The sequence below is a fragment of the Desulfovibrio sp. genome (assembly GCF_034006445.1).
GTDB lineage: Bacteria > Desulfobacterota > Desulfovibrionia > Desulfovibrionales > Desulfovibrionaceae > Desulfovibrio.
This window is the reverse complement of sequence record NZ_JAVESS010000015.1, coordinates 1-25687: the sequence shown is the minus strand read 5'-3', so window position 1 is coordinate 25687 and position 25687 is coordinate 1. Positions and strand designations below refer to the sequence as shown.

The 25687-nt window shown below is 56.1% G+C and carries 24 protein-coding genes and 1 tRNA gene; 3 read left to right on the top strand and 22 right to left on the bottom strand.

Annotated elements, in window-relative coordinates:
- Positions 1-11: 11 nt before the first annotated feature.
- The 22 genes from RBR41_RS11195 to ileS form a co-directional block, all read right to left on the bottom strand.
- The gene (locus tag RBR41_RS11195) at positions 12-4145 is read right to left on the bottom strand and encodes an LPD38 domain-containing protein (RefSeq protein ID WP_320352677.1); all 4134 of its coding nucleotides are present in this window, start codon (positions 4143-4145) and stop codon (positions 12-14) included.
- Positions 4142-5785, bottom strand: coding sequence for a hypothetical protein (locus RBR41_RS11190; protein ID WP_320352676.1), 1644 nt, complete (start codon positions 5783-5785; stop codon positions 4142-4144). The genes RBR41_RS11195 and RBR41_RS11190 overlap by 4 nt, the downstream gene beginning before the upstream one ends.
- 44 nt (positions 5786-5829) lie before the next feature.
- Positions 5830-6102 (bottom strand): hypothetical protein, encoded by a 273-nt coding sequence (locus RBR41_RS11185; protein ID WP_320352675.1) that lies wholly within the window; start codon positions 6100-6102, stop codon positions 5830-5832.
- A 307-nt stretch (positions 6103-6409) separates the two neighbouring features.
- On the bottom strand, positions 6410-7036 hold the full coding sequence (locus RBR41_RS11180) for a tyrosine-type recombinase/integrase (protein WP_320352673.1): 627 nt from the start codon (positions 7034-7036) through the stop codon (positions 6410-6412).
- Positions 7026-7262: a helix-turn-helix domain-containing protein gene (locus tag RBR41_RS11175; protein WP_320352672.1), complete on the bottom strand. Its 237-nt coding sequence runs from the start codon at positions 7260-7262 to the stop codon at positions 7026-7028. The genes RBR41_RS11180 and RBR41_RS11175 overlap by 11 nt, the downstream gene beginning before the upstream one ends.
- Complete coding sequence (locus RBR41_RS11170; RefSeq protein WP_320352671.1) at positions 7259-7921, bottom strand: DUF6475 domain-containing protein; 663 nt, start codon at positions 7919-7921, stop codon at positions 7259-7261. Before RBR41_RS11170 ends, RBR41_RS11175 begins: the two co-directional genes overlap by 4 nt.
- Positions 7918-9021, bottom strand: coding sequence for a hypothetical protein (locus RBR41_RS11165; RefSeq protein ID WP_320352670.1), 1104 nt, complete (start codon positions 9019-9021; stop codon positions 7918-7920). The genes RBR41_RS11170 and RBR41_RS11165 overlap by 4 nt, the downstream gene beginning before the upstream one ends.
- A gap of 9 nt (positions 9022-9030) precedes the next feature.
- Positions 9031-9147, bottom strand: a complete 117-nt coding sequence (locus RBR41_RS14625) for a helix-turn-helix transcriptional regulator (RefSeq protein WP_413785153.1) — start codon at positions 9145-9147, stop codon at positions 9031-9033.
- A gap of 222 nt (positions 9148-9369) precedes the next feature.
- Positions 9370-9939: a hypothetical protein gene (locus RBR41_RS11155; RefSeq protein ID WP_320352669.1), complete on the bottom strand. Its 570-nt coding sequence runs from the start codon at positions 9937-9939 to the stop codon at positions 9370-9372.
- A 33-nt stretch (positions 9940-9972) separates the two neighbouring features.
- Positions 9973-10314, bottom strand: coding sequence for a hypothetical protein (locus RBR41_RS11150; protein WP_320352668.1), 342 nt, complete (start codon positions 10312-10314; stop codon positions 9973-9975).
- Between the two features lies 1 nt (position 10315).
- On the bottom strand, positions 10316-11521 hold the full coding sequence (locus RBR41_RS11145; RefSeq protein WP_320352667.1) for a tyrosine-type recombinase/integrase: 1206 nt from the start codon (positions 11519-11521) through the stop codon (positions 10316-10318).
- Between the two features lie 336 nt (positions 11522-11857).
- A tRNA-Leu gene (locus RBR41_RS11140) sits at positions 11858-11944 on the bottom strand.
- Between the two features lie 594 nt (positions 11945-12538).
- Positions 12539-13258 carry a flagellar basal body L-ring protein FlgH gene (locus RBR41_RS11135; protein ID WP_320352666.1) on the bottom strand — a complete coding sequence of 240 codons (720 nt, stop codon included), beginning with the start codon at positions 13256-13258 and terminating at the stop codon, positions 12539-12541.
- 50 nt (positions 13259-13308) lie between these two features.
- Positions 13309-14574: a flagellar basal body P-ring formation chaperone FlgA gene (flgA, locus tag RBR41_RS11130; RefSeq protein WP_320352665.1), complete on the bottom strand. Its 1266-nt coding sequence runs from the start codon at positions 14572-14574 to the stop codon at positions 13309-13311.
- A 14-nt stretch (positions 14575-14588) separates the two neighbouring features.
- A complete protein-coding gene (gene flgG / locus RBR41_RS11125; RefSeq protein WP_320352664.1) occupies positions 14589-15374 on the bottom strand; it encodes a flagellar basal-body rod protein FlgG in 786 nt (261 codons plus the stop codon).
- Between the two features lie 184 nt (positions 15375-15558).
- Positions 15559-16356 (bottom strand): flagellar hook-basal body protein, encoded by a 798-nt coding sequence (locus RBR41_RS11120; protein WP_320352663.1) that lies wholly within the window; start codon positions 16354-16356, stop codon positions 15559-15561.
- Positions 16357-16538: 182 nt separating this feature from the next.
- The gene (locus RBR41_RS11115; RefSeq protein ID WP_320352662.1) at positions 16539-17363 is read right to left on the bottom strand and encodes a nitroreductase family protein; all 825 of its coding nucleotides are present in this window, start codon (positions 17361-17363) and stop codon (positions 16539-16541) included.
- Positions 17364-17464: 101 nt separating this feature from the next.
- Positions 17465-18103, bottom strand: coding sequence for a protein phosphatase CheZ (locus tag RBR41_RS11110; RefSeq protein ID WP_320352660.1), 639 nt, complete (start codon positions 18101-18103; stop codon positions 17465-17467).
- Positions 18104-18190: 87 nt separating this feature from the next.
- Entirely contained in the window at positions 18191-19201 is a 1011-nt protein-coding gene (ybgF, locus tag RBR41_RS11105) for a tol-pal system protein YbgF (RefSeq protein WP_320352659.1), read from the bottom strand.
- Positions 19202-19214: 13 nt separating this feature from the next.
- On the bottom strand, positions 19215-19421 hold the full coding sequence (locus RBR41_RS11100; RefSeq protein ID WP_179980681.1) for a PLDc N-terminal domain-containing protein: 207 nt from the start codon (positions 19419-19421) through the stop codon (positions 19215-19217).
- Entirely contained in the window at positions 19418-19954 is a 537-nt protein-coding gene (gene lspA / locus RBR41_RS11095; RefSeq protein WP_413785152.1) for a signal peptidase II, read from the bottom strand. The genes RBR41_RS11100 and lspA overlap by 4 nt, the downstream gene beginning before the upstream one ends.
- Before the next feature lie 5 nt (positions 19955-19959).
- Positions 19960-22776, bottom strand: a complete 2817-nt coding sequence (ileS, locus tag RBR41_RS11090; RefSeq protein ID WP_320352658.1) for an isoleucine--tRNA ligase — start codon at positions 22774-22776, stop codon at positions 19960-19962.
- Positions 22777-23069: 293 nt separating this feature from the next.
- Here ileS and RBR41_RS11085 point away from each other — a divergent pair, with 293 nt between their 5' ends.
- The 3 genes from RBR41_RS11085 to RBR41_RS11075 all read left to right on the top strand — a co-directional run bounded on the left by RBR41_RS11085 (position 23070) and on the right by RBR41_RS11075 (position 25376).
- Positions 23070-23321 carry a HypC/HybG/HupF family hydrogenase formation chaperone gene (locus RBR41_RS11085; RefSeq protein WP_179980679.1) on the top strand — a complete coding sequence of 84 codons (252 nt, stop codon included), beginning with the start codon at positions 23070-23072 and terminating at the stop codon, positions 23319-23321.
- A 326-nt stretch (positions 23322-23647) separates the two neighbouring features.
- Positions 23648-24394, top strand: a complete 747-nt coding sequence (locus RBR41_RS11080; protein ID WP_320352657.1) for a class I SAM-dependent methyltransferase — start codon at positions 23648-23650, stop codon at positions 24392-24394.
- Positions 24395-24677: 283 nt separating this feature from the next.
- The gene (locus tag RBR41_RS11075) at positions 24678-25376 is read left to right on the top strand and encodes an outer membrane protein (RefSeq protein ID WP_320352656.1); all 699 of its coding nucleotides are present in this window, start codon (positions 24678-24680) and stop codon (positions 25374-25376) included.
- The last annotated feature ends 311 nt before the right edge of the window (positions 25377-25687 follow it).

Sequence of the window (25687 nt, the reverse complement as noted above, 5' to 3'; positions counted from 1 at the left end):
CCCCCCGTCTTTTATCTCTTTGCTTCCGCCGCCCGTGTTTTCAACTGCTCTATCATGGGCTGAAGATTGTCATAAATTTCATTGCCGTAGCGCGCCACAGTGATGGCCTTGAAGTACAGGGCATCAACAAACTGGCGCTTTTCGTCGGCGGTCATCTGCCCTTCGGGCACATTGTTTATATCTCTGATGGTTCGGGAAAGTGTGTTCAGGGCTTGATTTGTACCTTCCAGCGCTGAATAGACATGATAGGGCATCAGGTTGGCCACGTCCTGATATTTATATTCCTTCTGCAAGCCGTTGATGGTCTTCAGATAGGCGCTGGCCTCTTGCCAATGCTCACGAAACTTGGCGATGGACTCCGCCCCCATGCTCGGGTGCCTGGCCACAAAGGCCCGCACAAAAGGAATTTCGGCCAGGGTGGGCGTGGGCTTCACCGGGGCAGGCAGTGCGCCGAACTTGCGCAGGGCAAAGTCCACACCTTGAAGCACATAGACGCCGCTGCCGCCCGTGTAGTTGCGAATGGTATTTTCCGCTGCGGCGGGGCTGAATGTTTTCAGTTGGTCCATGCCCGGCAGGGTGCCCACGAAGCGGGAAAGAGCCTTGGCCAGTTCAGTGGTGTTTTCCGTGTACTGGTATTCCGGCAGCATGCCTTCACGCGAAGCCGGGATTATGGGCCTGTCGAATGCGAAGGACTTGCCCGACCAGCCTTCCACAATGGGCACCAGCGCAGTGGGAAGCACAGGCGGCTTCACAATATCCGTCATGGTGGCCCCCAGGCCGCGAAAGGCATCGCTCTTTTCCTGCTCGTTCATCTGGTCCAAAGTCCATTCCGTAATGCGCTCTGGAATGGAACCAAAGATGATACCCAGTTCAAAGGGCTTGGGGATACGCCACACCACGTCACCCACGGGCAACAGCCAGAAAAGATCATGCTGCCAGCGCGGTATTTCCTTGATGCGTTCATCTCCGTGGTTGGCAATGGCCAGAAGAACAGATGGCAGTGTAATGGCGCTCACGGCTCGCACGGTTGACCTGACGGGATGCTCCACAAACACGCGAGCCATCTTATCCAGCCCCTGAACGCGGGCATTGGTGAAGGCAATAAGCGCGTTGGCGGCGCGCATACGGGCACCGATGCGGGCAAAGTCCATGCTCACCTCGCGCGAGGCAAGGGCCGCCTTGGTCAATGCATCTGTGCCGTTGCCAAGGGCTTTCTCTGCCCTGTAGAATTCACCCAAGCGCGAAGCCTGTTCGGAAAGCTCGGAAACAATGCGAAAAAGCTCAACAGGATTTTTGACCATGTTCCAGGTTTTGTTGAGCGCGCCTGTTCTGGTCAGGTCGTCAAGGGAGCGGCGCACTGTTGTGCGGTCCACTCCCAACATGGTGGCCTGGTCGCCACCGGAGCGCTTCCAGCGCCAGTACAGATCATCACGCTTCAGGGCGTGGAACAGCCCACGAGGAACATCCACCCACGGCTTGAAGCCATATTCAGACTGCACAAAGGCCGCCATGCCGTCACGCATGCTGTTGCGGGCAATGAATTCAGGCGTGAGCGTGGCGCCAGCGCGCAGCACTCTGGCGGGAAAGGCCAGTATTTTTGTGACCGTGCCCAGGGCGTCACCATCAAGGCCGTTCATGATCTTGGCCAGTTCCGGGTCTACCTGATACACCTCACGCTTTCCGTCACGCATGACGGAAATTTCCGTTTTTTTGTCTATGCGATAGTCTGGCCGGAATGCGCTTACATCCAGGTCGCCACGCTCCACGGCTTCAGCAAAGGCGCGGGCCGCTTCAGGGTCAACATCCTTCAAGGTGCGCATAACTTCTTCGCCAGAAATGCGGGTGCCCAGCATTTTCGCTGGCAGCTTTTCCACAAGGCCGCCCGCCCCTTCGGTGGTTCGGGCAAGGTCAGCCAGCGCCAGGCCCACCTTGTTCTTTTCCGCCGCTTCAATCAGGGCGTAGGTATTTTTGAGGATGCTTTCCAGCGGGTCGATGATCTCACGCCCGCTGCCCCTGATTTTTCGGATTGCCTCGCGCGGTAAAAAGCCTTTACTGCCAGTATTTGGCCCGGTGGATGCCATGTCGCCCATGAAGCGGTAAAAGGGCACATAGTTTTTGTTGGCTGCGCGCATGGCCGCTTGAGTTTCTTTGCCAAGCATGCCGGAGGCCGCATAGTATTTCAGTACATGGTCCTGATAGGCATAGAGTTCCTGAGCGGTTTTTTCGTAGGCCGCTTCCAGCTTGCTGACGGTCTTTTCCATTGCACCTTTGCGGATGCCTGCCAGAACTCCGCGCGCGTCCAGCTCAAGGCCACGCTTTGCCACCAGATAGGCCCGCAGCTCGTCCAGATTCTTGACAGGCTCAAGGATGGCCTTCAGCGGCTTGCCGACGCTTTCGCCCGTATGGAAGTCAAAGGGGCTTCGCTCAAGAAAGTGCGTGGCCCTGCCTGCTGCGCCCCGGTAGGTTCGGGCCAGAAGATAAGGGTCAAGAGCGGCTGGAAGTTCTCTGCCGCCGGCCATTTGGTCAACGGCCTTTTTCAGTGGGTGCAGGTCGTCAATAAAGGTGGTGTATGCCTGCCGCCAGGTTTGCCGAAGTGAACCTGTCGCCCCTGACTCAGTTGCGTTGATTTGCGACAAAACCTCATTAACGGCGGGTTGTTCATTCCAGCGGCGCACACCTGCGCGAGCATTTTGCAGGGACTGCAACAAAGCCGGGTTGCCGCTTTCAAGATGCCTTTCAAAATAGTCATAAAAGCGCGGGGCTTTTTCCCGAGCGCCTTGCGGATCTACCACGTAGCGGGCAATGAATTCCGCAAAGCCTTCGGGCAGGGGGGATTGCCCCTTGCGTGGAACAGTGGCAATGGGTGCCAGTTCATCGGCAAAAGCCAGAAGCGGCTTTTCATCCAGCGTGCCGAAAATCTTTTTTTGCAGATGATGCCCGGCCTCATGCGCAATGGTGGCAATATCATTAGCGATGCGGACGCGGGAGACTTCTTCCCAGGGCTTATAAATGCCTTCTGCATTTTTGAGGTGCGGCCCCAGGCGGCCAACGCGGAAGGGAACGCCCAGATCGTCCGCCAACTGGTCAATGACGCTGGAAAGCCTGTAGGTTTCAATGGCGACAACTGCGGCAGGTGCGGCATCTCTGCTTAGGGGCATGGCCACGTTAGAGCCTTCTGCCGCCCGTATAGCCTCATTGGGATTGCCGCCTGTTTCTCTGGCTTCACGTGGCATGCTGCCCTGACGGCTTTCAACCTTGTAGCCTTCTGGCAACTCGCGATTGAGGGAAAGCAAATCCTGACGCACGGCGTCATTGGTGCGGGCTTCTTCAAGAACCTGCATGGGGTCTTTGCCGATTCTGGTATATATATCGCGCAGTTTGGGCACAAGCTTTCCTCCCGCGTCCACGACCTTGCCACCTGCTGCGCCAGCCCCTTTGAGCCCGGCCACAAGAATGGCGGCATCAACAAATTCATGGGGCTCTGGCAGGCGGCCTTCAAGCCCTGCGGCCACGGTGGGCATGGTGGCCACTTCAGCCGTGACGGTGGCCGCGCCTGTTGTTATGGCTCCGGCACCAGCAGTCTTTGCCCCAATGCCAGCCAACTTGCCCATGCCGCCCGTCGCGCCGCCAATGACGCCGCCCTTACCTGCCTCAGTAAGTACTGTGCCCATGCGCTGAGCAAATTGTTCCGCATTTTGCACTTCGCCGTTTTTGATATGATCCATGTAAATAGCCCGGGTGCCTTCCGTGATGGCCATGGCTGAAGCCGGAACAGTGACCGGAGCAGAAGGACCACCCAAAAGCCCAAGGCCAGCCCCAAGGGCCATTGTTGGCAGGTCGCCCGCCAGTGTTCCCACCTGAAGGCCCACGCGCTGCATGGTGGAAAGTTGTGAAAGTTGGGGCTGTGAAAGGTTGTCTGGCAGCTTTTCACGCGCTGCAAGGCCCGTTACCGAGCCCTGAAAGCCATGAACTACTGAATCCCACAGGGTGACAGGATCATATTTTTTGAAATAGCCGTTAATTTCCTGATCGGAAAAGCCGCCCTCAACCAGCATGGGGCGCATGGCATTACGGATTTCCTGATCATTGTAGCCCTGACCGCGCATTTCAAGGTAAAAATCTTGGTTTGTATTGGCCTGGCTCATTGAGCAGCCCCCTTTGTGCGCCGACTTACATAGTCATCAGCGCTTTCAATGGGGCGTTTATCGGTGCGCCCGACATTGAGAACGCGGTCAAGATTGTTCAGTTCATCTTCAACAGAAACGGCGTTGCTGCTCATGATGGACATGGGCAAATCGCTATTGAACAGTTTTTCCACGGCCTCCGGCCCGCCTTTATTGTATGCCTCTGTTATAGCGCGCTGAAGCTGATTGCGTGCCCTGTCTTCTTTAATGGCGGCTTCGGGCGTTCCGGCTGCGAACTGAGGCCGGGCGAAAGCGTTGCCCACAAGAGCATCGCCGCGCTTGAGGTAATCTTTGAGGGGCCCGTCCATATCCTTGCGCATGCCCTTGAGCATGGCCACATCGCCCACGCTGGCCTTGCCCTGTGCCAGCATGACATCAATGGGCGCGTCGGAATCTACCTCACCGCTGACAATCAGGCGGGCCATGTCATTGACGGCTGCGGCATCGCGTGTTTTGCCGATGGTGCCGTCTTCGAGCTTGCGGCCCATTTCAAGCTTGGTCAGGGCGTCCAGGTTGGAATTTTGCAAATTCTGATAGGCTTTGGCAGGGTCAGGCGGGATATTCTTGCTGGGGTCGCCTGTGAGTGTGGCGTAAATGCCATTCACAGCATCGGTGGTATAGGCATCGCGTCGCTCTTTCTCGACTTGCTTGTTGAAGCTCCACTGCGCCTGAAGCATGCTGCGCACACCCAAAGCCGCCTTGGCGTCAAGGCCATACTTTGCCTGCCCTTCTGGGGTGGATATTTCTGCAATGCCCTGTAGTGGGTCGGTGGCGAAGGTGCTGACAAAGCGCATTTCCTGTTCAGCCCGCGCACGGGCCTGCAGTTCACGGCCTTTGGCAGTTATGCGGGCTTCCAAGGCGCTGCGGCTGCCGCCCATGTACTCACCATAACGGCCAAGCAGTTCACGCGCTGCGCCCAGGTTGTCACCATCAAGCTGGCTATCAACCATTTTACTGAAAACTTTCTCCGCCTGTGCAGTAAGCTTGGCTTGGGTGATTTCATCAGACCAGCCGTTGCGATCACGAAGGGCGCGATAACGGCCCTTGATATTTTCAAATCCGCTTTTAACTGCAGCGGTATTCAACGGATCGGAAAGCATAGCATAGGCATCCAGCGCAATGGTGCCCTCATCCTGCTGATTCAAGTAGGTGCGCTCTTCACCAGTATGCTTTTCAATGCCCCACGCCGTGAGGTTCGCAAGGTGAAGCTCCGCAGCCTGATCAAACAGGCCACGAGCCATGCCGCCCAGGTCTTTGGTCAGGCGGGCATGAGCGTCTTGTTGCCATTTGGCAATGCTGGCCTGAACGCCATTTTCAGGGTCGATGGCTTCTTTTCCGGTTATCGCGGCAAGGCGAGCCTTTATGTCCATTTCTTCAGCGCGAAGCTGGTTGAAAGCTTCACGGGCTTTGCCTGTCTGGTAGTCGGTGTGGAGGTCATATCCGGCCTTGGCGACCTGCTGCATGCCACGGCCCAGCACATCAAGCTGACGGGCCTGCTGGTCTGTGCCCTGGCTGTAGACTTGGGCTGCACTATCTGAAAGACGGGCCGAAACGCCAGCGCCGGGAGTGGTGGGAAGCTGTTGTGGGTTGTATTGCGGCATACTGGAGCTGGGTTGATTGAGAGGGACGCGAAAGGAAGTTCTGTTCATCGCTTGCCCTCGATATTCCACAGGTAATCTTCACGCTTTCTGGCGCTATCCAGCCCTTCCTGATAAGCGGCCATTGCCGCGCCTTCATCCCAGGTAAGCATTTCCAGTGAGTGATCCTGAATTGCTGCCTCGCCTTCATTCTTCGGCGCAAGAGGGGCTATGGGGGCAGGATGCGCGGCAGGCGTATTGGAATTGCTGTCATCATCAAGCAAAAGGGTTTGCAGTTCATTGAGCAGGGTCAGCATTTTTATTCTTTTTTCGGGGTGCATAATGGTTCTCCTTTGGGGTAGTAAACGTGTGGCTAAAAAGTTTTCCACAGGCATGTTTATAAGTGTCGATTTAAAAAGGAAACAGACTGCATGAACGTCGGGAGTTAGGTTCTGGGGATTCTATGTGGCGCTGTGTGCCCGCGTGGCGGGTCTGTATTCGTGCAGCGAGTATCTGCTCACCTCAATTTCTTTTTTACATATATGTTTTCAAAAAAATTCGGATGTTTACACTAACTTTTTTCTAATCTTCCAGGTACATTTCTTTTTCAAAAGGAAACGTTTTGCCCTGTGGAAAAGTCGGGGGTGTTCAAGACAGCGCGTAACTGTGCCTGGCTTCCAACATCTGCATGTTTTTGAAGGCGATTTCAGGATCAACCGGCAAATACTTTTCTGTGTTCTTCATGTCTGCGTGTCCGAGGGCGCGAGCGACTTCGCGCATTGGGTCGATGCGTTCCCCGGCCTGCATTCGCTCAACCGCAGCACAAAAAATTTCTGTCGCGAAGGTCTTACGCCAGCAGTGTGTGCCCAAAGTTCCCAAGTCCCGGCGAAGCCCTGCCTTGTTCGCAGCGTCATTGAAAATCTTCCACGCTTCTGCCACTTGCATGGGGCGGTCGCCCAGTTGACTGCGAAATAAAAACTGATCTGGGCCAAGGTGGCCGTACTGGAGCAGCCAATCTATCTGAAGCCTGATTGCTTCGCGGGTTTGTGCTGGCAGCAGGATGGTGCGGCCCTGTGCCGCTTGCTTCATCTTGCCGCGCTGTACCTGAAGCGCCTGAACCACCTGCCGGTTTTGGAGCACGTCTGAAACCCTGATGGAAAGAGCCTCATGGATGCGAAGGCCAGTAGTAAGGCAGAGCAAGTGCAAGCATTGATTGCGCAATTTGTGGCGGCCAGTATAGGCGCTGTACATCGCGGCGCATTCTTCAATCTTCAACGGTCTGCATGGGGGCATTGTTTTCTTCCTTTTGTTCTGGGGTGTTTTGAGCGTAGTCGTCTATCCATTGCTCATGGATGCGCCATCGCGGCCTTGTTGCGCAGGAGGTGTTGTTCGCTTTCAGTCTGCCGGTCGTGATGAGGCGGCGCACTGTAGTGGGGGAAACGCGAAAGATTTCCGCTACCTCGGTCAGTGTATGCCAGCCCTCGGAAAATTTTGTTGTCATTGGCTGATACCTTGAATTGAATTTTTTAGCCCTGCTTCCAGCAACGAAATGATTCCAGCGGACGAGCTTTCGAGGCTGTTTTTTTCAATAGATTCAAGCACAGCAATTGCCTTTTTCTGATTGCCTACCAGCTTGGGTTTGTCCTGGTATTCAACAAAGCCGTTGGCGGTATTTTGAATTTCACACCTTCCCCCCAGCACGCCGAACACTTTGATGCCTTGCCTTTTGTATGCAGCCCAAGTTTTGGCAAAGTTGGTACGAAACCATTTTTCAGACTCTTCAACGCCACACTGGGCGCACATCCGCACCCATCCGCCATATGCCTGCACAATAACTGCCTGCGTGGTAGGATCATCGAAAACCACACTGGCATACCCTCCATGTGCCGAAATAGCCTGCAATACCTTGCCTGATTCGACCTCGGCCTGATCTTCAATATTCCCGCCGTTCAAATGGTCAATAAAATCTGCGGGCGTGGGCATTGTGGTGAATTTACGTGTGGTCATGATCGCAAGTGCGGCCTTTTCAACTGCGGCATACTCAAACGGGGTTAGCATCTTGAACCGCAAGGCAATCCCCTGCGCAGTCAGCGTTTGCCCGTAGCAATCGGCTACGCCCTGAATAAGCGCGTCAAATCGGTCAAAGTCTTCAGCCCTCATTGCTGGTACTCCCTGACTTCTTGCTCGCCGAAGAGTAGGCGTTTTGCTTCTCTTCCCGCTTGCTGATTGGCTTCCAACCTGCGTTGTGCCGGTGATTTCCACGTTATTGATTGCGGAGAATTTCGCTTTTTTGCCGCTTCTGTTTCCATTTTTGCCGTGAGTTGGTCGAATTTTTCGCGCAGTTTTCCGGGGCTTTGAATGTTTGCCCGCCAGAAGGAATCTGAACAGGCCCAGGCTATTACCTGCGTAACAAAGCTCGGGTCCTTCATGCGATCATCGTTTCTCATGGCAACGTCGAAGCATTGCGCCCACTTTTGCAGGTCTGGCTCCTTGAGCGTTGGCAGATTGGCCTTGAGCGTGTTCCGCATGACAACCGCGAGTTGGTAGGCATCTGAAGTTTCGGGGAACTCTGTGGGGTGTTTCTTTGCCTGCTTTTTGCGAAGAGTCTCTTCTTGTGCGGCTTCAGATGGCGGCCCCGCCGTCACGTCAGGGACGCTTGGCCCTGACAAAGAGTCAGAACGTAGTGAAGACTCTCTTTCTTCTTCGGCATGGTAGGGAGAGGAAAGGCAAGGAGAGGAAAGGAGCTGGCGCGGGGCCAGTGATGCGCTGGCGGTCGCCGGGGTATCGCTCGGCATTTCTTCGGCGGTCGCTTGGCGGTCGCCAGCGCCCCGCCGTGAGGTTAATTGGGCGTATTCAGCCTTTGAAATGGCGTTGGTGCCTGAATTTTTTAGGCGTTCAAATGCTTCAGGGTATACCTGCCGCAAGCGTGAAAAGCGTGCCTTGTCCGCGCGGTCTTCAGCTTCTGCCTGCCATGGATTGTGTTCTTGCCAATCGTGCAAGTGGTATATGGCCTCAGCGAGGTCAAGAAGCCTTAATGCAACAATGGCTCTGATAAATGCGCCAGCGTCCCCAGGCCAGCCGGATACGATTTCAATATCTTCATCATCCATGCCTGTGAGCGCGCCGCTTGGCCTGTTTTGCACAGCCCACAGCCATAGGCGAAGAAGCGAAACAACGCCGTCTAGCCCTAACTGGCGTTCTAATTTCACCGTCTTGGGGTGGGTGAAGAAATTGACGGAAAGCCGAATGTCAGTGTTCATGACATCCGCCTATTGAGCGGGGCTCTGAACACTAAGTTCGTCAATCAGTTTGCGAATGTCTTCAGCGCGGTATGCTGTAGTTCTCGGCCCAAGTTTAACGGGCTGAGGGAATCGACCAGTCTTTATACCAGAATACCAAGAACTTTGGCTGATGGGGAAAGTTGGAGAACTTGATCTAAGCGAAGAAAACCAGTGTGAGGGATTGATGGGGCAGGCTGTTGTTGAGACATAAAAAAACTCCTTCTTGAATCTCTGTGAGCTTCTTGAAAGAGTAAACCAGTGCGTTGCCGCAAAGTGCTATGCAAAAAAATTGCGCTTTATTTGCACAACGCTTGCATTAGGCATATTTTATTCTGAAAAAGTAAATAAATACTTCTTGTTGGCGCGATTAAGTAAGCTGTCAATTTTTCTTATGTAAGTTGAAAGGTCTCGTTCTTCTCCTTTTGCTATTTCATCTGAATAAAATAAGCGACCCGCCTCACCCTTGGCGGTGGATAGTTTTTCTATAAGAATAAATGCTATTACTTCGTCTGAAAAACCTTCTGCGCTCAATGCTGAGAAGGACTTCTCTTTTGTAAGCCCTGCCCAAAGTGATGAAGAAATATTCACTGTAATTTTTTCAATAGAAGTTGCTTTTGCTATACGTTCTTTTGGGCAAAGTCTTTGTAAGAAAAACATTAAGTGATCTGAACTTTTATATCTACCAGGGTTCGTGTTTTTATTATATAATCTAAATGCTAAAGAATCTGGTAGTTTTGTTTCAGAATATTGAACGAGAATTCCGTTTTGCTCGTAGTAAGCAAAATAAATCTCTTGCTTTAATGCAATCTCAATGTGATGTATTGTGTCTATTTCGCTAACATTCCTTGATTCAAATATTTCTTGAAATGTCATGTATTCAATATTGTTCCATTTCATATGTAAAAATTCTCTGTTTATATTGTTTTAAAGTTATTTAAGCTTATATGACTCTGGAAAAGGATAGAGTTCAGAATATTTATTAAGTTTAATGTAAAAACAAGCGGGAGTTTTTCCATGCTCTATGCAGGTAAGTAATGGAACTCTTACTTCTAAGCAGCATTCATATTTAAAAAAACTTAAGTAATCGAAATCAAAAATTTTATAGTCATTGCATGTCGCATAGCTTTCTTTACAATGTGGACACATTAATAAAGAATTTTCTTCAGGCTCAACAAAAAATGTTATTCTTTCTTTGTCCTCATCAATTTTATAGCCAGATACCGTCCAAGGTTCTACCAGGCCCAATGCACGGTTGAATAATTCTGTGTCCATTCTACACTCCTGCGCGGGTGGCTTTTAAGCTGTCCAAGTAATCCGCCCATTCCTGCATAAGCTTTCGGCGTTCATCGGTGTATTCCGCCCGGTTGTATGCCAAGCGCACCGCATCTGGCTCCTTGTGGGCCAACTGCGCCTCTATTACGTCCGCGCGGTAGCCCAGCTCATTAAGCCGGGTGCTGGCCATGGCCCTGAAGCCATGCAGGCACATTTCTCCAGATTCATAGCCCAAGCGCCGAAGGGCAGCCAAAGGGCCAGCGTCTGAAATAACTGCCGTCCTGGCCCGAACACTGGGGAAAAGATATTTTCCTGATCCAGAAAACGCCCGCAGTTCTTCAAGCTGGTCCATTACCTGCAAGGATAGGGGGACGGTATGCTGTCGGCGCATTTTCATTCTGCTCGCAGGAATGCGCCAAAGAGCCTCAGTAAAATTGAACTCGCTCCATTCAGCGCGGCGTAATTCAGATGGTCGCGTGAAGACGTAGGGCAGTATTCGCAAAAAGGCCGTTATAGAAGGAAACCCTTCATAGGCATCTAAATCCCTCAGTAGTCGGCCAATGTCCGCAGGGTCAGTAACCGCTGCAAGGTTCTCGTGGCGCAGCGGCTGTAATGCTGCGCTTAAGCCTGCTGCCGGGTTGTAACGGATCCTTCCTGTCAGGTGGGCATACTTCATTACCTGCCCACAAAGTTGCATGAGCTTGTGAGCGGTGGTGATATGCCCTTTGTTTTCAGTGGGGCGGATAACCCCTAGAAAGTCAGACGGTTCTAAATCGGTTACGGATTTATTGCCCAGGTAAGGGAATAGGATTGTGTCAAGGTAACGCTGAAGTTTGGCCGCATGCTTTGGGGTAAGCGCTGGAGAGTATGAGGCGAACCATTCGCGCGCGGCAACTTCAAACGTATTTTGCCGTTCTCTTTCTATCGCTCGTGCAGTGACCCTGATTTCTTTTTTGACTTCGCCGGGGTCATTGCCCATGGCAAGTTGTTCTCTGGCTTCGTCCCGCCTTTTGCGGGCCTCTTTTAAACCCACGTCTGGGTATACCCCCAAGGCCAAGAGCTTTTCTTTCCCTTGGAAGCGGTATTTTAGCCGCCACATCTTGCCGCCAGTTGGGGCGATAAAGAGGAAGAGGCCGCCACCATCGAACAGCTTGGCGGGTTTTTGTTGTGGCTTGGCATTGCGAACGCTGATGTCAGAAAGGGGCATGGGGGTATCGCCTCCGCTTTGTGGGGGTATTCCTCACGGTGGGGGGGTATCGAACCTACAATTTGGGGGTATATGCTTCCCCCGTGGGGGTATCGGTGCGGTCTGCGAGAGGTGGAAGACGGGAAATGTTGGAAAACAGGCGGCCAGCAATGCTTTGCACTCTGGGGGTATTGAAATGGCTTCCAACCACCTCTTTAGACTCCGTACCCCCAGAACTACCCCCAATATTGGGGTATGTCAAAAGACGTAGATGAACTTAGTTGGAGCCTTAAAAAGCAGAAAACCCGCCAAGCTGTTAGCTTAGCGGGCTTCTTTGAACTCTCTTGGAGTTCAAGATGGTGCCGAAGGGGAGACTCGAACTCCCACTCCCTTGCGAGAACTAGACCCTGAACCTAGCGTGTCTACCAATTCCACCACTTCGGCGCGAAGATTGATTTACCCGAACGGGCAGGGCTTGGCAAGCTTTTTTTGCCTGCGGGTCAAAAAATTATGGCTTTTCGGCTCAGTATACAATGCTGGGCCGGAAATATCCTTCCACGCAGTGCAAGCGGCACCCATACAGCAGGCCTGCTCTGCCCTGCGAACCGCTCCAGTCCAAGCCTGTCGTTGTCCGCGCAACCCCATCCCTGCGCCCACGCCGGTCACTCTCGTACAGCGCCCGTCCCAGCCCACACGCGCCCCGGCCCACGTCCGTCCCTGTAGTGCAGCGTCAGTGCGCAACCCATTCAAAGCCAATACGCCCTAACGGCAATAAAGGTTTTAGGGGGTGGGGGCGTGGGGGAGGAGACCCTTTTGCAAAAGGGTCCCTCCCCCACAAAGCATTCCGCGTCGCCATCGACGGGCCAACCACATCCCTTCCCCACAAAACATTCCACATCGCCATCGACGGGCCAACCACATCCCTTCCCCACAAAGCACTTCACCGTGGTGCGTTTCTGTCGGATCGGCCTGCGTTCACATCCCTCTCCCACTACGCACTTCAAAGCGCCACGCCAATCCAGAAGGGGCGTGCTAAAGCTAGAACGGCCAGACGTTATCCATAAGGCGCGTGAACCATCCGGGCTTCTGCTTGTCGGCCAGTACGCCGCGGCCATAGTATTCAATGCTGGCATCGGCGATCTGGGTTGAAAGCACGCTGTTGTCTGCGCTCACGTCCTTGGTACGCACCATGCCGCGCACCACCATATACTCTGTTTCCTCGTTGACGCGGATTTCACGCGCGCCTTCGATCTGCAGCAGACCACCCGGCAACACCCGGATGACGCGAGCCGCCAGTGAGGTGGTGACGTAGTTTTCGCGCTTGGTCTTGCCCGTGGCAGAAAGGTCGCTGGCCGAGCTCGAGGTCAGGGCCGGAACCCCCACCTTGCTGGTGGGTCCAACGCCCAGCAAAGGAATAAAACCACTAGAGCTCTGCCCGAAAAGCGCGCCCACCTGATAATCGTTGCCGCTGTTCTTTTTCGATGAGGTTTCAGCCTTGTTCTGGGCCTTGGTGTTTTCCACCAGCTTGACCACAACGATATCCCCTACCCTGCGGGCGCGGCTGTCGGAAAAAAGCGTATCCTGCTCACTGGCCGCAAAAAGCGAGCCGGGGTTGTTTGCCGCATTGGCTTCCTGCCTGTATTCCTGCGGATCGACAACAGGCGGTTGCAAGGCCGGATGCTTGCGCGGCCCGCCGCCGCAGGCGGCGCACAGCGCAAAGACCAGCGCCAGAACGGGTATGACATGACGTGCCTGCATTTGCTTCTCTCCTTGGTGACCGCGCCCTGCCGTCAGTACGGCCGCAACGCCTAGTGTATCTCCACGGTATTGCCGTTTTTGACAATGCCGAAGACCTGTTTTTTGGTTTGCAAGTTCCGCAGCGGAATGGTCGCGCCGGGTTCGCCGTCGGCCAGAGCCTGCGCTTGCGTGGTGATGCGCAGGTTATTTCTGGAAAATATGAGTGTGACCACATCCCCGCGTTTGACCATAAGCTGGTTGGCCAGATCGCTTTGCAGGATGGTGTCTCCGGCATTGATGGCGCGGGCCAGTTGCCAGGGGCCGCCGTGTCCGTCCCAGGGCAGGTCGCGCAACTGCCCGGCGTTGACGCGCATAAAGGTGACGCTTTGGGCTGTCAGGGCGTCGCCCTTGTTCATGGACTGGGCCGCCGTGGGCACCGTAAGCCACAGGGCCAGCGTGGCTGTGCCCGCCACCCGCCGCAGAACCGTGCCGTCCGCCTCCTGCACGGCAAAGCGCAGGGGCACACGCCCCGGAGCCAGTTTGCCCGGCTCAAGCTGTACGCGCTGCTGGCTGTGGGCAAGAAAAATGTATTCCGGCAGACGAAAATCCGTGAGTTCGGCCTCTCCCGGCATGGCCGCCATTTGGGGAGTCAGGCTTTTGACGACATAGTTGCGCAAATCGTCTTCCCTGAAGACCAGGCCGCCGCGCTGGATCACGAGGGACGTGGGCAAAATGCAGCGCCCGGCCACATCCTGCCCCAGGGCCTGCCGTAATGCCTGCGACAGGCGGGAGCGGTTGATTTGCAGAGGCTTGCCTTCTTCTGGCGGCGCTTCCCACAGGGGGGTGGCGCGCAAGGCGTCCCACTGCGCCTGATCCATATGCCCGATGGGCACGGCGATATCTCCCAGCAGCACCATGCTGGTACCGGTCACGGCGGCGGAGACGATTTTGAGCCGCCAGTCGCCCTGCTCCAGCATGTTCAGCTGCCCTTCCTGGGCCAGGGGCACAGCATTGGCGGCCAGTTGAGAACTAGTTTTGGCGGCTCTGGCGTCCTGGGCTTCGGGGCTCAGGGGCATTTGCCCGGCGCGAACCTGTGGCTGCCGCAATTGGGTTTTCACCTGTGCGGGCGAACGCCGGTGATTGCGGTCAGTATCCTGCCATACGGCCTGCGGCACACCGCCCGCCGCCAGCACAGGCCCGGCCTGCCACAGGCAGGCCAGCGTCAGCGCCAGCAGAACAACGGACACGGCAAACCAGACCAGCCTGACAAGCCGCGCGTTGCGCCCTGCCCCGACCGTATCTGCCGTTGTGGATATATGTACCGCCAATAATTTCATGATATTGCTACCGCCTAACTGCGCTTGAGCTGTACCGCGATGCCAAGCATGGAGTCTGACGTCTGGATGGACTTGGAGTTGACCTCATAGGCGCGCTGGCCAACAATCATGTTGACCATTTCGTCCACCACTTCCACGTTGGACATTTCCAAAAATCCCTGTGCCAGAGTGCCCACATTGGCCGTTCCGGGCACGCCTTCCACCGCGTCGGCCGAAGCCTGCGTGGGCGTGAAAAGGTTGCGTCCGCGCGCGTCGAGACCAGCGGGGTTGATGAAGGTGTACAGCGGAATTTCCGCTCCCGCGAGTTCCTGCCCCTGGGCGTCCAACGCGGCTATATGCCCGGACGAAGAAATGGAAATATTCTTGGTTTCCGCAGGCACGGCAAATTCCGGCTGCAAAATGTAGCCATTGGCCGTGACCACCGTGCCGTCCTGGTTGAGCTTGAAGGAACCGGCGCGGGTGTACATGAGCTCGCCGTTCACATCCACCTGAAAAAAGCCGTCGCCTTCAATGGCCACGTCCAGCGTGTTGCCGGTATTCTGAAAGTCGCCCTGGGTGAAAAACTTGTGTACGGCCGTGGGGCGCGTGCCCATGCCCACCTGGATGCCCACCGGCAGGCGGTTGTCGCCCTCGGTTATGGACCCGGCCATACGCATGGTCTGGTACATGAGGTCTTCAAATTCGGCGCGGCTTTTCTTGAAGCCCGTCGTATTGACGTTGGCCAGGTTGTTGGAAATGACGTCAATATTGAGTTGCTGTGCCACCATGCCGGTGGCTCCAGTCCAAAGGGAACGCATCATGGAAAACTCTCCTTGTTTCAGCCTTCGCTGTCAGCCCTTGAGCAGACTACCTTTGCGAATACGCATTCTCAAAGTTTACGGTACGCCCGTTCCGGCGCTTGCCAGCGCAGATGAACCGCGCCTGCGCCTTCACGGCGAGCGTCTGCTCACGCAGCCGTAAGAGATCTTTCAGAATGAAAATGCCCTAACCCTGTCGGCGGCCCAATTTTTCCGTGGCCGCGCGATCCAGCGTATCCGAGGTCTGCATGACCTTCTGGTACGCTTCAAACTGGCGTTGCACTTCAATCATGTTCACCATCTCGGGTACCACCTCGACGTTGGCGGCTTCTGTAAAGCCTTGTTCCAGGCGGCCTCCGGTTGCGTAGGCGTCGCCTTCTGCCACCTGCACGTTCTGCCGCGGGCGGTACAGATTATTGCCCATCTTCTCAAGGTTCTGCGGATTATCCACATTGGCCAGAGCGATTTGCCCTATCACGTCGTTGTCGGCAATGACCTGGCCGTCGCCGCTTATCTGGATATGCCGCGTACCCTGCGGAATGGTGATGTTGCCGCCGCCCTGCGCCTGTACCGGATAGCCCTGCGGCGTCATGATGGTGCCGTCTTCAGACAGCACAAAGGCGCCGTTGCGCGTCAAGAATTGTCCTGTTGGCGTGGCCACACGGAAAAAGGCGTTTTCGCCGTTTATGGCCACGTCCAGAGGATTGCCCGAGTACTGCATGGAGCCCTGGGCAAAATCTATCTTTGACACCGCCAGCCGAACCCTTGAGGCATTGAGCGGCTCGGGAAACAGGGGATCTGACTTGAGGTTCAGGAGCGGCTCGCGAATTTCGTCAAAGGCATAGCTGACCATGGTGTCCTTGAACGCCACGGTGTCGCGTTTATAGCCGCGCGTATTGGCATTCGCCAAATTATTGGCGACATAATTCATGCGGTGCTCGGTGCTGAGTGCGGCAAAAAGTCCGCTAAACATGCCAGCTTGCATGTGCTTCTCCTTGGTTGGCAGACGCGCTGAAACGGGTGCGCGGCCATCTTTTCCCCGGGCCCGGTGGCCCGTGCCAGAATCATTGCAAAGTACGGGCCAAAAAAAAGCCCCCCGCACAGGCGGGGGGCTGCAAGCGTGATCCGGGCTGAATTACGTTGGCGCGTCAGATCGGGCCAGGCCGTCTACTTCCAGGTCACATCAGGCTGTTTGCGCACAGGACGCGCCTTGGACTTGAAAAGGGGATAGCCCATCATCTGCGCGGCAAAGGCCATCTCATCCGGCCCGATGCCGAGGAAGTCCCGTACAGGCTGCGCCTCCGGGTGTTCCAGGGCCGTGCAGATGTAGCCGCCCCAACAGCAGCCTATGCCCTGCGCGTGGGCCAGCAGTTCAAGATAGGTAGCGGCAATGGCGGAATCCGTCCGTCCCCAGTGCCACTGGGGGGCGACCACCACCGCCAGGTGCGGAGCCGTGCGGGTAATCACGTCAATCCCCTTGTCCCATGCGCTCACAAGGCCGCGGGCATGTACGCCTTCACTCATGGTGGCGTCGGCCTGCGGCAGAATACGCAGCCAGTCCACCACCAGTTCCGCCAGCCTTACCACCTGCTCGCGCGATTCAAGCACAATCCAGCGCAGGTTCTGGGTATTCTTGGCAGTGGGGGCAAAACGGGCCGCTGCCAGCAGCCGTTCAAACTGCTCCCTGGGAATGTTCCTGTTCTTAAAATTGCGCACAGACCTGCGGGACACCGCAAGCTCTTCAACCTGTTCCGCCGTGGGCATGTGCTCTGGGCGCAGGATCTTACAGTCCTTGCGGTCAAGCCCTGGCGCTGCGCAGGCCTGGGTAGGGCAAAAGGCCATACACTGGCCACAGCCAATGCAATAGGCGGCCTTGTGCTTGTCCATGGTGGGATACGCGCCCACCTCGGCGTCAATTATATGCACCGGACAAACCATGGCGCAGATGCCATCCTTACGGCACAGATCGTGGTCAACAGTAAATACGTTCATGACTTTCTCCTCTGGGGCAACGGCAGCGTGTGCCGTGCCCGGCAAGCAAAAGGCATCTCGCATGTACAAGATGCCTTGAAAAATACCGGGAAGCAGGCGTGTTACATGCCAAGCTGACTGAGCATATCGTCAATGGCGCTCTGCGACACGCCGTTGCCGTCGGGGCCTTTGAGGCCGTCGGCTTTCATGCGGTTCTGGCGAAAATCCTCCACAGCTTTACGGGCCTCGGTCTGCAGGGACTCCGTATCCTTGTTCGGGTCTTTTGCCGCTCCGTCCATGATGAGGCCCGAAGAAATATACAGCTCCACCACGGTATTTTCGATCTTGTTCAGCGCCGTCACCACCCGTTTGATGCGCTGCCCCGTGATGTCCTGAAAGCTCAGGGCAGTCAGCAGGCCGGTAAGATCGTCGCCAAGCAGGGCATTATTTTTTTCAAGCCGCGAAATCTGCCCCTGCGACGCCCTGCCCTCGCGCACTGCCGCCAGGAGTTCCGTATTCTGCGCCTGCAAGTCAAGATGCCGCTCCACAACTTCCATAATGGACATGGTGGCGCTTTCTGTGGCTTTGAGCACTTCGGCCAGTTGGGCGGTGGCTTCGTGGAAAAGCGCATCCGTGTCGGCATCGGTCAGAGGCTTGCTCTGCGAGGCTGTGGAAATCTGCTGATAGATATCCTTGAGCCCCTGCCGCATGTCCGCGCTCAACTGCCTGTACACGGCGGGTTCGGCCTTTTTGTCGCTCATGCGTGTACCTTTGCGCTTCGGGCGCTGTTGGGGAAAGGCAATAGATGGCCGCCGCGCCGAGGTTCGGCACGGCGGCATGAAGAGAATCTACTTGTTGGTCTTGAGGAAGGTCTTGGCGCGGGCTGCTTCGGGCGAGTTGGGATACTTTTTGATGAGCTCTTCCAGACGGGCCTTGGAGGCCGCGCCCTGATTGAGCTTGCTGAAGCTTATGCCCTGCTTGAGGTAAGCGCCGGGCGCACTGGAGGACTTGGGGTAGTCCTTGATGACCTTGTCATAGGCGAGGGCCGCGTCCGCATACTGATTACGCTGGAAGTAGCACTCGGCCATGTAGAACTGGGCCTCGGGAGCCAGGTTATGGCTCTTGTAGTTTTTCAGAAAGTCCGCAAAGGAGCGCTGGGCCTCGTCGTACTTGCGGGCATTATAGGCGTTGACGCCAGCGTCATAGAGCGCCAGCGAGATGTCCTTTTGCGGCGCCTGTACCTGCGGTTGCGGCTGCGGAGAGGGCTGGCCCCAGGTGCTGGCGGCAGGAGCCGCAGCGGACGCCTGGGCGGCAGCGGCCTGGCCGCCGTAAGGCTGCACGCCTTCGGGCACGGCCGCGGCATAACCGGTGGAACCGGCGGCCACGGACCCGGCTGCACCGGCTGCAGCGGCCTGCCCGTAGGTGGGCTGACCGTAGCTGGGAGTCTGAAGCGCTGTCTGGGTGGAAGGCGTGGCCTGACTTATGGGTGCGACAGGCGCGGCAGCGGAAGTGGCGGACGGCGCTTCGCCAAGGTTCAGGTTCAGCGCCATGCTGCGCTCAACCTGGCGCAGGGCCTCGTCATGCCGGTTCACACGATCCACAAGGGCGCGCGCGCCGCCGGCATTGTTAAGGTCATCCATCTGCCCTTTCATGGTATTCAGTTCCTGCCGCAAAGCCTGAATCTGATTCCAGGCGTCAGCCTGCGAGGGCTGCATCTGACGCAGCTGCACATCGTGCTGCTGCACCTGCTGTTCAAGGCTGAGGCTGCCCCCGCTGGAGCTGCCGCCCGATACGCAGGCGCTCAGCGGCAGAGCAGCGCAAGCCAGCGTGACAAAGCACAATGTACGGAATGTGCGCATAATATCCTCTTTTTCAAATTTGCACTTTTCCCAGGGCTTTTTTACGCCCTGTGAAAATATAGATGATACCGCCGATAACCGGTAAAAAAACCACCAGCACGAGCCACAGCGCCCGTTGCTGCGGTGTGGGAAACTCATGCCCCCATATGTGGATGAGGCTCCACAGCGTGGGGATCATAGGAATCATAACCAGAACCACATGCCACCAATGAAACATCATGCGGCATTACCTCCCTTGCCGGAGGCTTTCCCGGCGTTACGGCCCGTTTTGTCTCCGGCCCCGGAAGGCTGACGCCACATGGCGAGGCAGGCCAGGGCGGCCCCCACAAAGATGGCCGAATCGGCCACGTTAAAGGCAGGCCAGTGCCAGTCGCCCCAGTAGACATCCAGAAAGTCCACAACCGCCCGAAAGCGGACGCGGTCCACCAGGTTGCCCAATGCCCCGCCCAGAACCAGCCCCAGGCCTGCAAACAGCCAGGGGTCTTCATGCGAGCTGCGAACCAGCATGAATATGGCCCACGCGGCCACTGCCGTTGCGACCAGAAACAGCCAGAACTGCCACTCGATATCGGAGCGGTTCAAAAAACCAAAGGCCGCTCCACGGTTACGTATGTTCACAAGGTCAAACAGACCCTGGATCACCGGAACGGGTCTGTGCTCCGGGATGGTCTGCATGACAATATACTTGCTCAATTGATCAAGCGCCAGTGCCAGCAGGGCCATGCCCCCGAGAATACGGTAGCGTTTGCGCATAATCCTCAGGATTCCATAGCCTTGATAACCGCCGTGCAGCGCGGGCACAAGGCGGGATGAGCGGGATCGGTTCCAAGCTCGGTGCTGTAGATCCAGCAGCGCTCGCATTTTTCGCCGCGCGCCTTTTCAACGCCAATGGCAAGGCCCGCCACCTCTTCATCCTGATACGCCGCCTGGGGCGCGCGGTCCAGAGCTTCCATATGCAGTTGCGACACAATGCACACGGCACGCAGGTCGGTATGCAGGCCCTCAAGCCGCTGGCGCAGCTCGTCGGCCACAAAAAGGGTAACGCGCGTGTCCAGCGAATGCCCGATGATGCCTTCGCGGCGCATGGGTTCGATGGCCCTGGTCACAGCGCCGCGCACGGCCAGCAGCACGTTCCAGTCGTCGCGCGTGCCTTCGTCAAGAAGGTAGGGCGCGGCTTCCAGCGGCGGCAGGGCAAACACCGTGAGTTCCGGGCCACGCAGGCTTTCGGGGAGATGGCTGAAGATTTCCTCGGCGGTGAAAGACAGCACCGGAGCCATGTCGCGCAGCAGCAGGCACAGGATGTGCCACAGGGCCGTCTGGGCCGAACGCCGCTCGTGACTGGCCGGGGCCGAAGCGTAGAGACGATCCTTAAGAATATCCAGATACACGGACGAAAGGTCGGTGACGCAATAGTTGTGCAGGGTGTGGTAAACCTTGTGGAAGTCAAAATCCATATAGGCCTGCTGCACACGCTCGTGCACGCGACCGGCCGCATCAAGGGCAAAGCGGTCAAGAGACTCCAGCGTGTCCAGCGGCAGCAGATCGTGGGCGGAAACGTCGTTCAGGTTGCCGAGGATGTAGCGGCAGGTATTGCGGATGCGGCGATAGGCGTCCACAAGGCGGCCAAGGATTTCGTCCGAAATGCGGATGTCTTCGCGGTATTCCACGGAAGAAACCCACAGGCGCACGATTTCGGCCCCGAATTTTTCAATGAGTTCCTGCGGCGCGATGACGTTGCCGATGGATTTGGACATCTTGCGCCCTTCGCCGTCCACCACGTAGCCGTGGGTAAGCACGGAGCGGTAAGGCGCGCAGCCCCGCGTGCCTTCGCTGACCAGAAGGGAACTGTGGAACCAGCCACGGTGCTGGTCGGAGCCTTCCATATACAGATCAGCCGGAAAGCCCAGTTCGGGGCGTTTTTCCAACACAGCGGCAAAGCTTGTGCCGGAGTCAAACCACACGTCCAGGATGTCCGTTTCGCGCTTCCAGTGATTGCCGCCGCACTGCGGGCAGGCCAGCCCTTCGGGCACGATATCCTTCAGATCGGCTTCGTACCAGTAGTCGCAGCCCGTGGGATGGCTGGCGAAGCGCGCGGCCATTTCATGCATCCAATTGGCATCGTTCCAGGCCTCGCCGCAGTCTTCGCACAGCAGGGCCATGATAGGCACGCCCCACTGGCGCTGGCGCGAGATGCACCAGTCGGGGCGGAACTCCACCATATTATGGATGCGCTCACGACCCCAGGCGGGAATCCAGCGCACCTGTTCGTCAATGGCATTGAGGGCGCGGCCGCGCAGGTCATTCTTTTCCATGCTGATAAACCACTGGGTGGTCGCGCGAAAAATGACAGGCTCCTTGCAGCGCCAGCAGTGCGGGTAGGAGTGCCTGATCTTGGCCTTTTGCAACAGCGCGCCAACTTCTTCCAGCTTTTCGATAACCTTGGGGTTGGCTTCAAAAACATTCAGGCCAGCGAAAAATTCCACGCTGGGCAAAAAGCGCCCCGCGTCGTCCATGGGCGAATAGACTTCCAGGCCGTATTTGAGGCCCACCTCATAGTCTTCGCGGCCATGGCCAGGCGCGGTGTGCACGCAGCCCGTACCCGCGTCCAGGGTCACATGCTGGCCCAGAATGACGAGGGAGTCCCTGTCATAGAAGGGGTGCCGCGCCTTGAGGCCTTCAAACTTCACGCCGGGCGCGCGGTCAAGGATGGTGTAGTCGCTCCAGCCAAAGGTGGCGGCGCAGGATTTCACCAGTTCTTCGGCGAGAATATACTGGCTGCCGTCGGCTTCCACCAGGGCGTAAGTGAATTCGGGGTGCAGGCAGACGCCCATGTTGTCGGGGAGCGTCCAGGGCGTCGTGGTCCAGATGACCACATGCGCGCGAGAGGGGTCGGCAGCGGCAAAGACCTTTTTGAGGCCCTCGTCGGGCAGGGCGAAGCGCACATAGATTGAAGGCGAGGTGTGGTCATAGTATTCCACCTCGGCCTCGGCCAGCGCCGTATGGCAGGAGCAGCACCAGTAAATGGGCTTTTTGGAGCGCACCACGCCGCCAGTGGCCACAAACTTGGCCAGTTCGTCAGCCGTGGCCGCCTCATAGGCGGGCTTCATGCTCATATAGGGATCTTCCCAGTTGCCGAGCACGCCCAGGCGCTTGAATTCCTTGCGCTGCACGTCAATCCACTTGGAGGCGTACTCACGGCAGAGCTTGCGCACCACATGGGCCGGCAGTTCCTTTTTCTTTTCCTTGAGTTCCTGCTCGACCTTGTGTTCGATGGGCAGGCCGTGGCAGTCCCAGCCGGGAACATAACGCGAGGTATAGCCCGCCATGTTGCGGGACTTGACGATAATGTCCTTGAGAATCTTGTTCAGCGCCGTGCCCATATGAATGTGCCCGTTGGCGTAGGGCGGGCCGTCATGCAGGATGTAGGTTCCCTTGCTGCCCGAAGCTTCCACCATGGCGGCACAGGCATTAATGGATTCCCACTTCTTGAGGGTTTCCGGCTCGCGCTGGGCCAGATTGGCTTTCATTGGAAAGGCGGTTTGGGGCAAATTCAGCGTTTTCTTATAATCACTCATTGGGGCTCCCGGCACTGATGTCGCAAGAAAATAAATGTCATTGGCAGTGAGAAAAATCACTGTAGTTTGGGCAAAGAGCCGCCTAAAGTCAAGGATTCGCAAGTACCTCGCGTTGTGTGACGCCCCTGCTGCGGCAAACAAAACAATTTTGCCAAAAAGATCTTCCGCCCCGGCTGCTTGCCTACTCCTGTCCGGGCTGATAAGCTGCATTTCCCTCAGTTTGCGGTGGCTTGTGGACGCATCAAGGCTTGCCGAAACCGCAACAGTGTTTATCTGCCTGACAAGAGGTAACTATGTGTCTTGCCATTCCCGCGCGTATTGAAGAACTTTTTGGTGAAGGTATGGCCCGCGTTCGCGTGGGTGAAAGCCAGACTTTTTTGAACGCTTCTGTCATGCTTTTGCCTGAAGAACCCAATATCGGCGACTATGTTATTGTGCATGCGGGTTTTGCCCTGCACACGCTGACTCCCATTGAAGCGGAAGAAAGCCTGTCTGCCCTGCGCGAACTGGCCCAGGCTCTGGAAGACGGCCCGCCGCAATTTTAGCGACCTGACTTCCTTTTGGGCCTGACCATGTCTGAGCCGCCTTGTGTACCTTGGCGGGCATCCGCCAGATCCCCGGCACGTGACGAAACCGGTCAATCAGCCACCCTGCAAAAATTTTCCGTACTTTCCGCGAAGCCCTCTGAACCTTCAGAGGGCTTTTTTTATGCATGCACTGCCCTGCTGGCCGTAACTACGTTGGTCACTGCACCGCGTGATGTCGATGAATCAGTCTGGCCTATAAATATTGCCATTTAATAACCAAACTTTTATACAGGTATTTATCCGCAGAACAGCATCAGAAGCTACTTAATGAAGGGGAACCTACTTTGGATATCCCACGCATATTCACCATTACTGAAAGCGCCCACCGCATCCATAACCCCTACACGCCGGAAAAGCTCGCCGTGCTGGGCGCGGCCTTACGGCTCAAAGCAGGAATGCGCATACTGGACCTTGGCAGCGGGTCAGGCGAAATGCTGTGTACCTGGGCGCGAGATTACGGAATTATCGGCATTGGCGTTGATATGAGCACGCTCTTTTCCGAGCAGGCCAAGCAGCGCGCCGCTGAGCTCGGCGTTGTGGACAAGGTCGCGTTCATTCACAACGATGCCGCTGGCTACATCGCGGACGTAAAGGTTGATGTGGCGGCCTGTATAGGCGCTACCTGGATCGGCGGCGGGATCGACGGCACCATTGAACTTCTCGAAAAGAGCCTTTGCGCCGGAGGGATTATTCTTGTGGGCGAACCCTACTGGCTGCAGCTGCCGCCAACGGAAGAAGCCGCCAGGGGATGCCATGCCGGTTCCATCGCCGATTTCCGTAGGCTCCCCGATCTTGTGGCCCATTTCCACGACCTCAACTACGACGTTGTGGAGATGGTGCTGGCCGACCAGGAAGGGTGGGACAGGTACGAAGCGGCCAAGTGGCTGACCATGCGCCGCTGGCTCGAAGCCAACCCTGACGATGATTTTGCAAAGGAAGTTCGGGACCAGCTGACGACCGAGCCCTTGCGCTATGTTACCTACAGCCGTAAATACCTCGGGTGGGGCGTGTTTGCCCTGATGGCGCGCTAATTGCCATCGCGGATAGCCCGGTCAAGAGCCCGCTGCCATGACCAATGATTGCAAGGCGCCGGTATGCTGCTTCCGGTGTTGATGCCGAGGCCAGCCAAAATAGATAGGCGGTGCGCCCCGGGGGCTGGCCATTGGTCAACCTGGCCATTGGTCAACCTGACCATTAGTAGTAAAATGAAAAAGATCATCTGCTGACCTGAGGGTTCTATTGCTATACGAAAGTAGTGAGAGTAGTAGAAATTATATCGGTTTCATTTAACCGGCATTAGAGAAGGAGATTCCTATGTTCAAGCGTGTGGTTCTACCCCTCATTCTAATGGTTGCACTTGCAGGTCCCGCTGCGGCTGAGACCTCTGGGGTGTATGCTGGGCTTAAATTCCTTGACTCCATCCAGAGCACGGGCAAATTTTCAAAAGGCGGAGATTTTAATTCGCTGGGCATGAGTGAGTATTCGCAGAACACTGTAGGCGGGGGGATCTTTGTTGGGTATGATTTCTACCCACAGTATCAAGTTCCTGTCAGGACGGAACTCGAATATGCCATCCGGAGCAACATGAGCAAAACATGGGATAATAATTTTAACCTCGCAGGAAAGGATGTAAAAGCATCAACAAAGGGAGAATGGAACGTTCAAACACTGTTTTTGAACGCCTACTGGGATTTTCATAACAGCACAGCATTTACCCCATACATTGGTGCCGGCGCAGGTTTGGGATTTATAAAGAGCAAATATAAGTCAGAATTAAGCGATCCGGACGAGGGAGTCAGCGGCAGCTTAACTCAGTATGATACAGTTTTTGCCTGGAACGCTGGTGCAGGCTGTTCTTATGCCTTCACGGAGCATTTTTCTGCGGACTTGGCGTATCGCTTCGTAGGATTGGGCTACACCGAAGTCAGCAAAAAATTTGATGGAGAAAAAAACTCCGTCGGAGTGGCTCCCTACGCCAATGAATTCAGTCTTGGCCTGCGGTACTCGTTTTAACCTGGATTTTTAATGGATTTCCTTTCCTTGGGCCGCCTCGCGCGGCCCTTTTTTTCCTCGCCTCGCCCCCTGGGATCAGGGCAGATTAACTCTGAAATACTTCACATTTCAGAGTGTTCGTTCACGGGGGCTCTTATTTTATGTTGTTTGGGCCGCCTGCGCGGCGGGCGACGTAGTGTGGGCTGCGGACTGGCGCTCTGAAGAAAATGAAGCAGGGCTTGTCCTTTGAGAGGTGGCTTTTGTGCCCTGCGGGCACGGGAGCTTTTCTTTTCTGTTGTTTGGGCCGCCTCCGGCGGGCGGCAAGGCGGGGC

What these genes read in the sequence shown, in the direction of transcription:
- RBR41_RS11195 (WP_320352677.1), bottom strand. Translation starts at nt 4,145, where the DNA reads ATGAGCCAGGCCAATACAAACCAAGATTTTTACCTTGAAATGCGCGGT.
- RBR41_RS11190 (WP_320352676.1), bottom strand. Translation starts at nt 5,785, where the DNA reads ATGCCGCAATACAACCCACAACAGCTTCCCACCACTCCCGGCGCTGGC.
- RBR41_RS11185 (WP_320352675.1), bottom strand. Translation starts at nt 6,102, where the DNA reads ATGCACCCCGAAAAAAGAATAAAAATGCTGACCCTGCTCAATGAACTG.
- RBR41_RS11175 (WP_320352672.1), bottom strand. Translation starts at nt 7,262, where the DNA reads ATGACAACAAAATTTTCCGAGGGCTGGCATACACTGACCGAGGTAGCG.
- RBR41_RS11170 (WP_320352671.1), bottom strand. Translation starts at nt 7,921, where the DNA reads ATGAGGGCTGAAGACTTTGACCGATTTGACGCGCTTATTCAGGGCGTA.
- RBR41_RS11165 (WP_320352670.1), bottom strand. Translation starts at nt 9,021, where the DNA reads ATGAACACTGACATTCGGCTTTCCGTCAATTTCTTCACCCACCCCAAG.
- RBR41_RS11155 (WP_320352669.1), bottom strand. Translation starts at nt 9,939, where the DNA reads ATGAAATGGAACAATATTGAATACATGACATTTCAAGAAATATTTGAA.
- RBR41_RS11150 (WP_320352668.1), bottom strand. Translation starts at nt 10,314, where the DNA reads ATGGACACAGAATTATTCAACCGTGCATTGGGCCTGGTAGAACCTTGG.
- RBR41_RS11145 (WP_320352667.1), bottom strand. Translation starts at nt 11,521, where the DNA reads ATGCCCCTTTCTGACATCAGCGTTCGCAATGCCAAGCCACAACAAAAA.
- RBR41_RS11135 (WP_320352666.1), bottom strand. Translation starts at nt 13,258, where the DNA reads ATGCAGGCACGTCATGTCATACCCGTTCTGGCGCTGGTCTTTGCGCTG.
- flgA (WP_320352665.1), bottom strand. Translation starts at nt 14,574, where the DNA reads ATGAAATTATTGGCGGTACATATATCCACAACGGCAGATACGGTCGGG.
- flgG (WP_320352664.1), bottom strand. Translation starts at nt 15,374, where the DNA reads ATGATGCGTTCCCTTTGGACTGGAGCCACCGGCATGGTGGCACAGCAA.
- RBR41_RS11120 (WP_320352663.1), bottom strand. Translation starts at nt 16,356, where the DNA reads ATGCAAGCTGGCATGTTTAGCGGACTTTTTGCCGCACTCAGCACCGAG.
- RBR41_RS11115 (WP_320352662.1), bottom strand. Translation starts at nt 17,363, where the DNA reads ATGAACGTATTTACTGTTGACCACGATCTGTGCCGTAAGGATGGCATC.
- RBR41_RS11110 (WP_320352660.1), bottom strand. Translation starts at nt 18,103, where the DNA reads ATGAGCGACAAAAAGGCCGAACCCGCCGTGTACAGGCAGTTGAGCGCG.
- ybgF (WP_320352659.1), bottom strand. Translation starts at nt 19,201, where the DNA reads ATGCGCACATTCCGTACATTGTGCTTTGTCACGCTGGCTTGCGCTGCT.
- RBR41_RS11100 (WP_179980681.1), bottom strand. Translation starts at nt 19,421, where the DNA reads ATGATGTTTCATTGGTGGCATGTGGTTCTGGTTATGATTCCTATGATC.
- lspA (WP_413785152.1), bottom strand. Translation starts at nt 19,954, where the DNA reads ATGCGCAAACGCTACCGTATTCTCGGGGGCATGGCCCTGCTGGCACTG.
- ileS (WP_320352658.1), bottom strand. Translation starts at nt 22,776, where the DNA reads ATGAGTGATTATAAGAAAACGCTGAATTTGCCCCAAACCGCCTTTCCA.
- RBR41_RS11085 (WP_179980679.1), top strand. Translation starts at nt 23,070, where the DNA reads ATGTGTCTTGCCATTCCCGCGCGTATTGAAGAACTTTTTGGTGAAGGT.
- RBR41_RS11075 (WP_320352656.1), top strand. Translation starts at nt 24,678, where the DNA reads ATGTTCAAGCGTGTGGTTCTACCCCTCATTCTAATGGTTGCACTTGCA.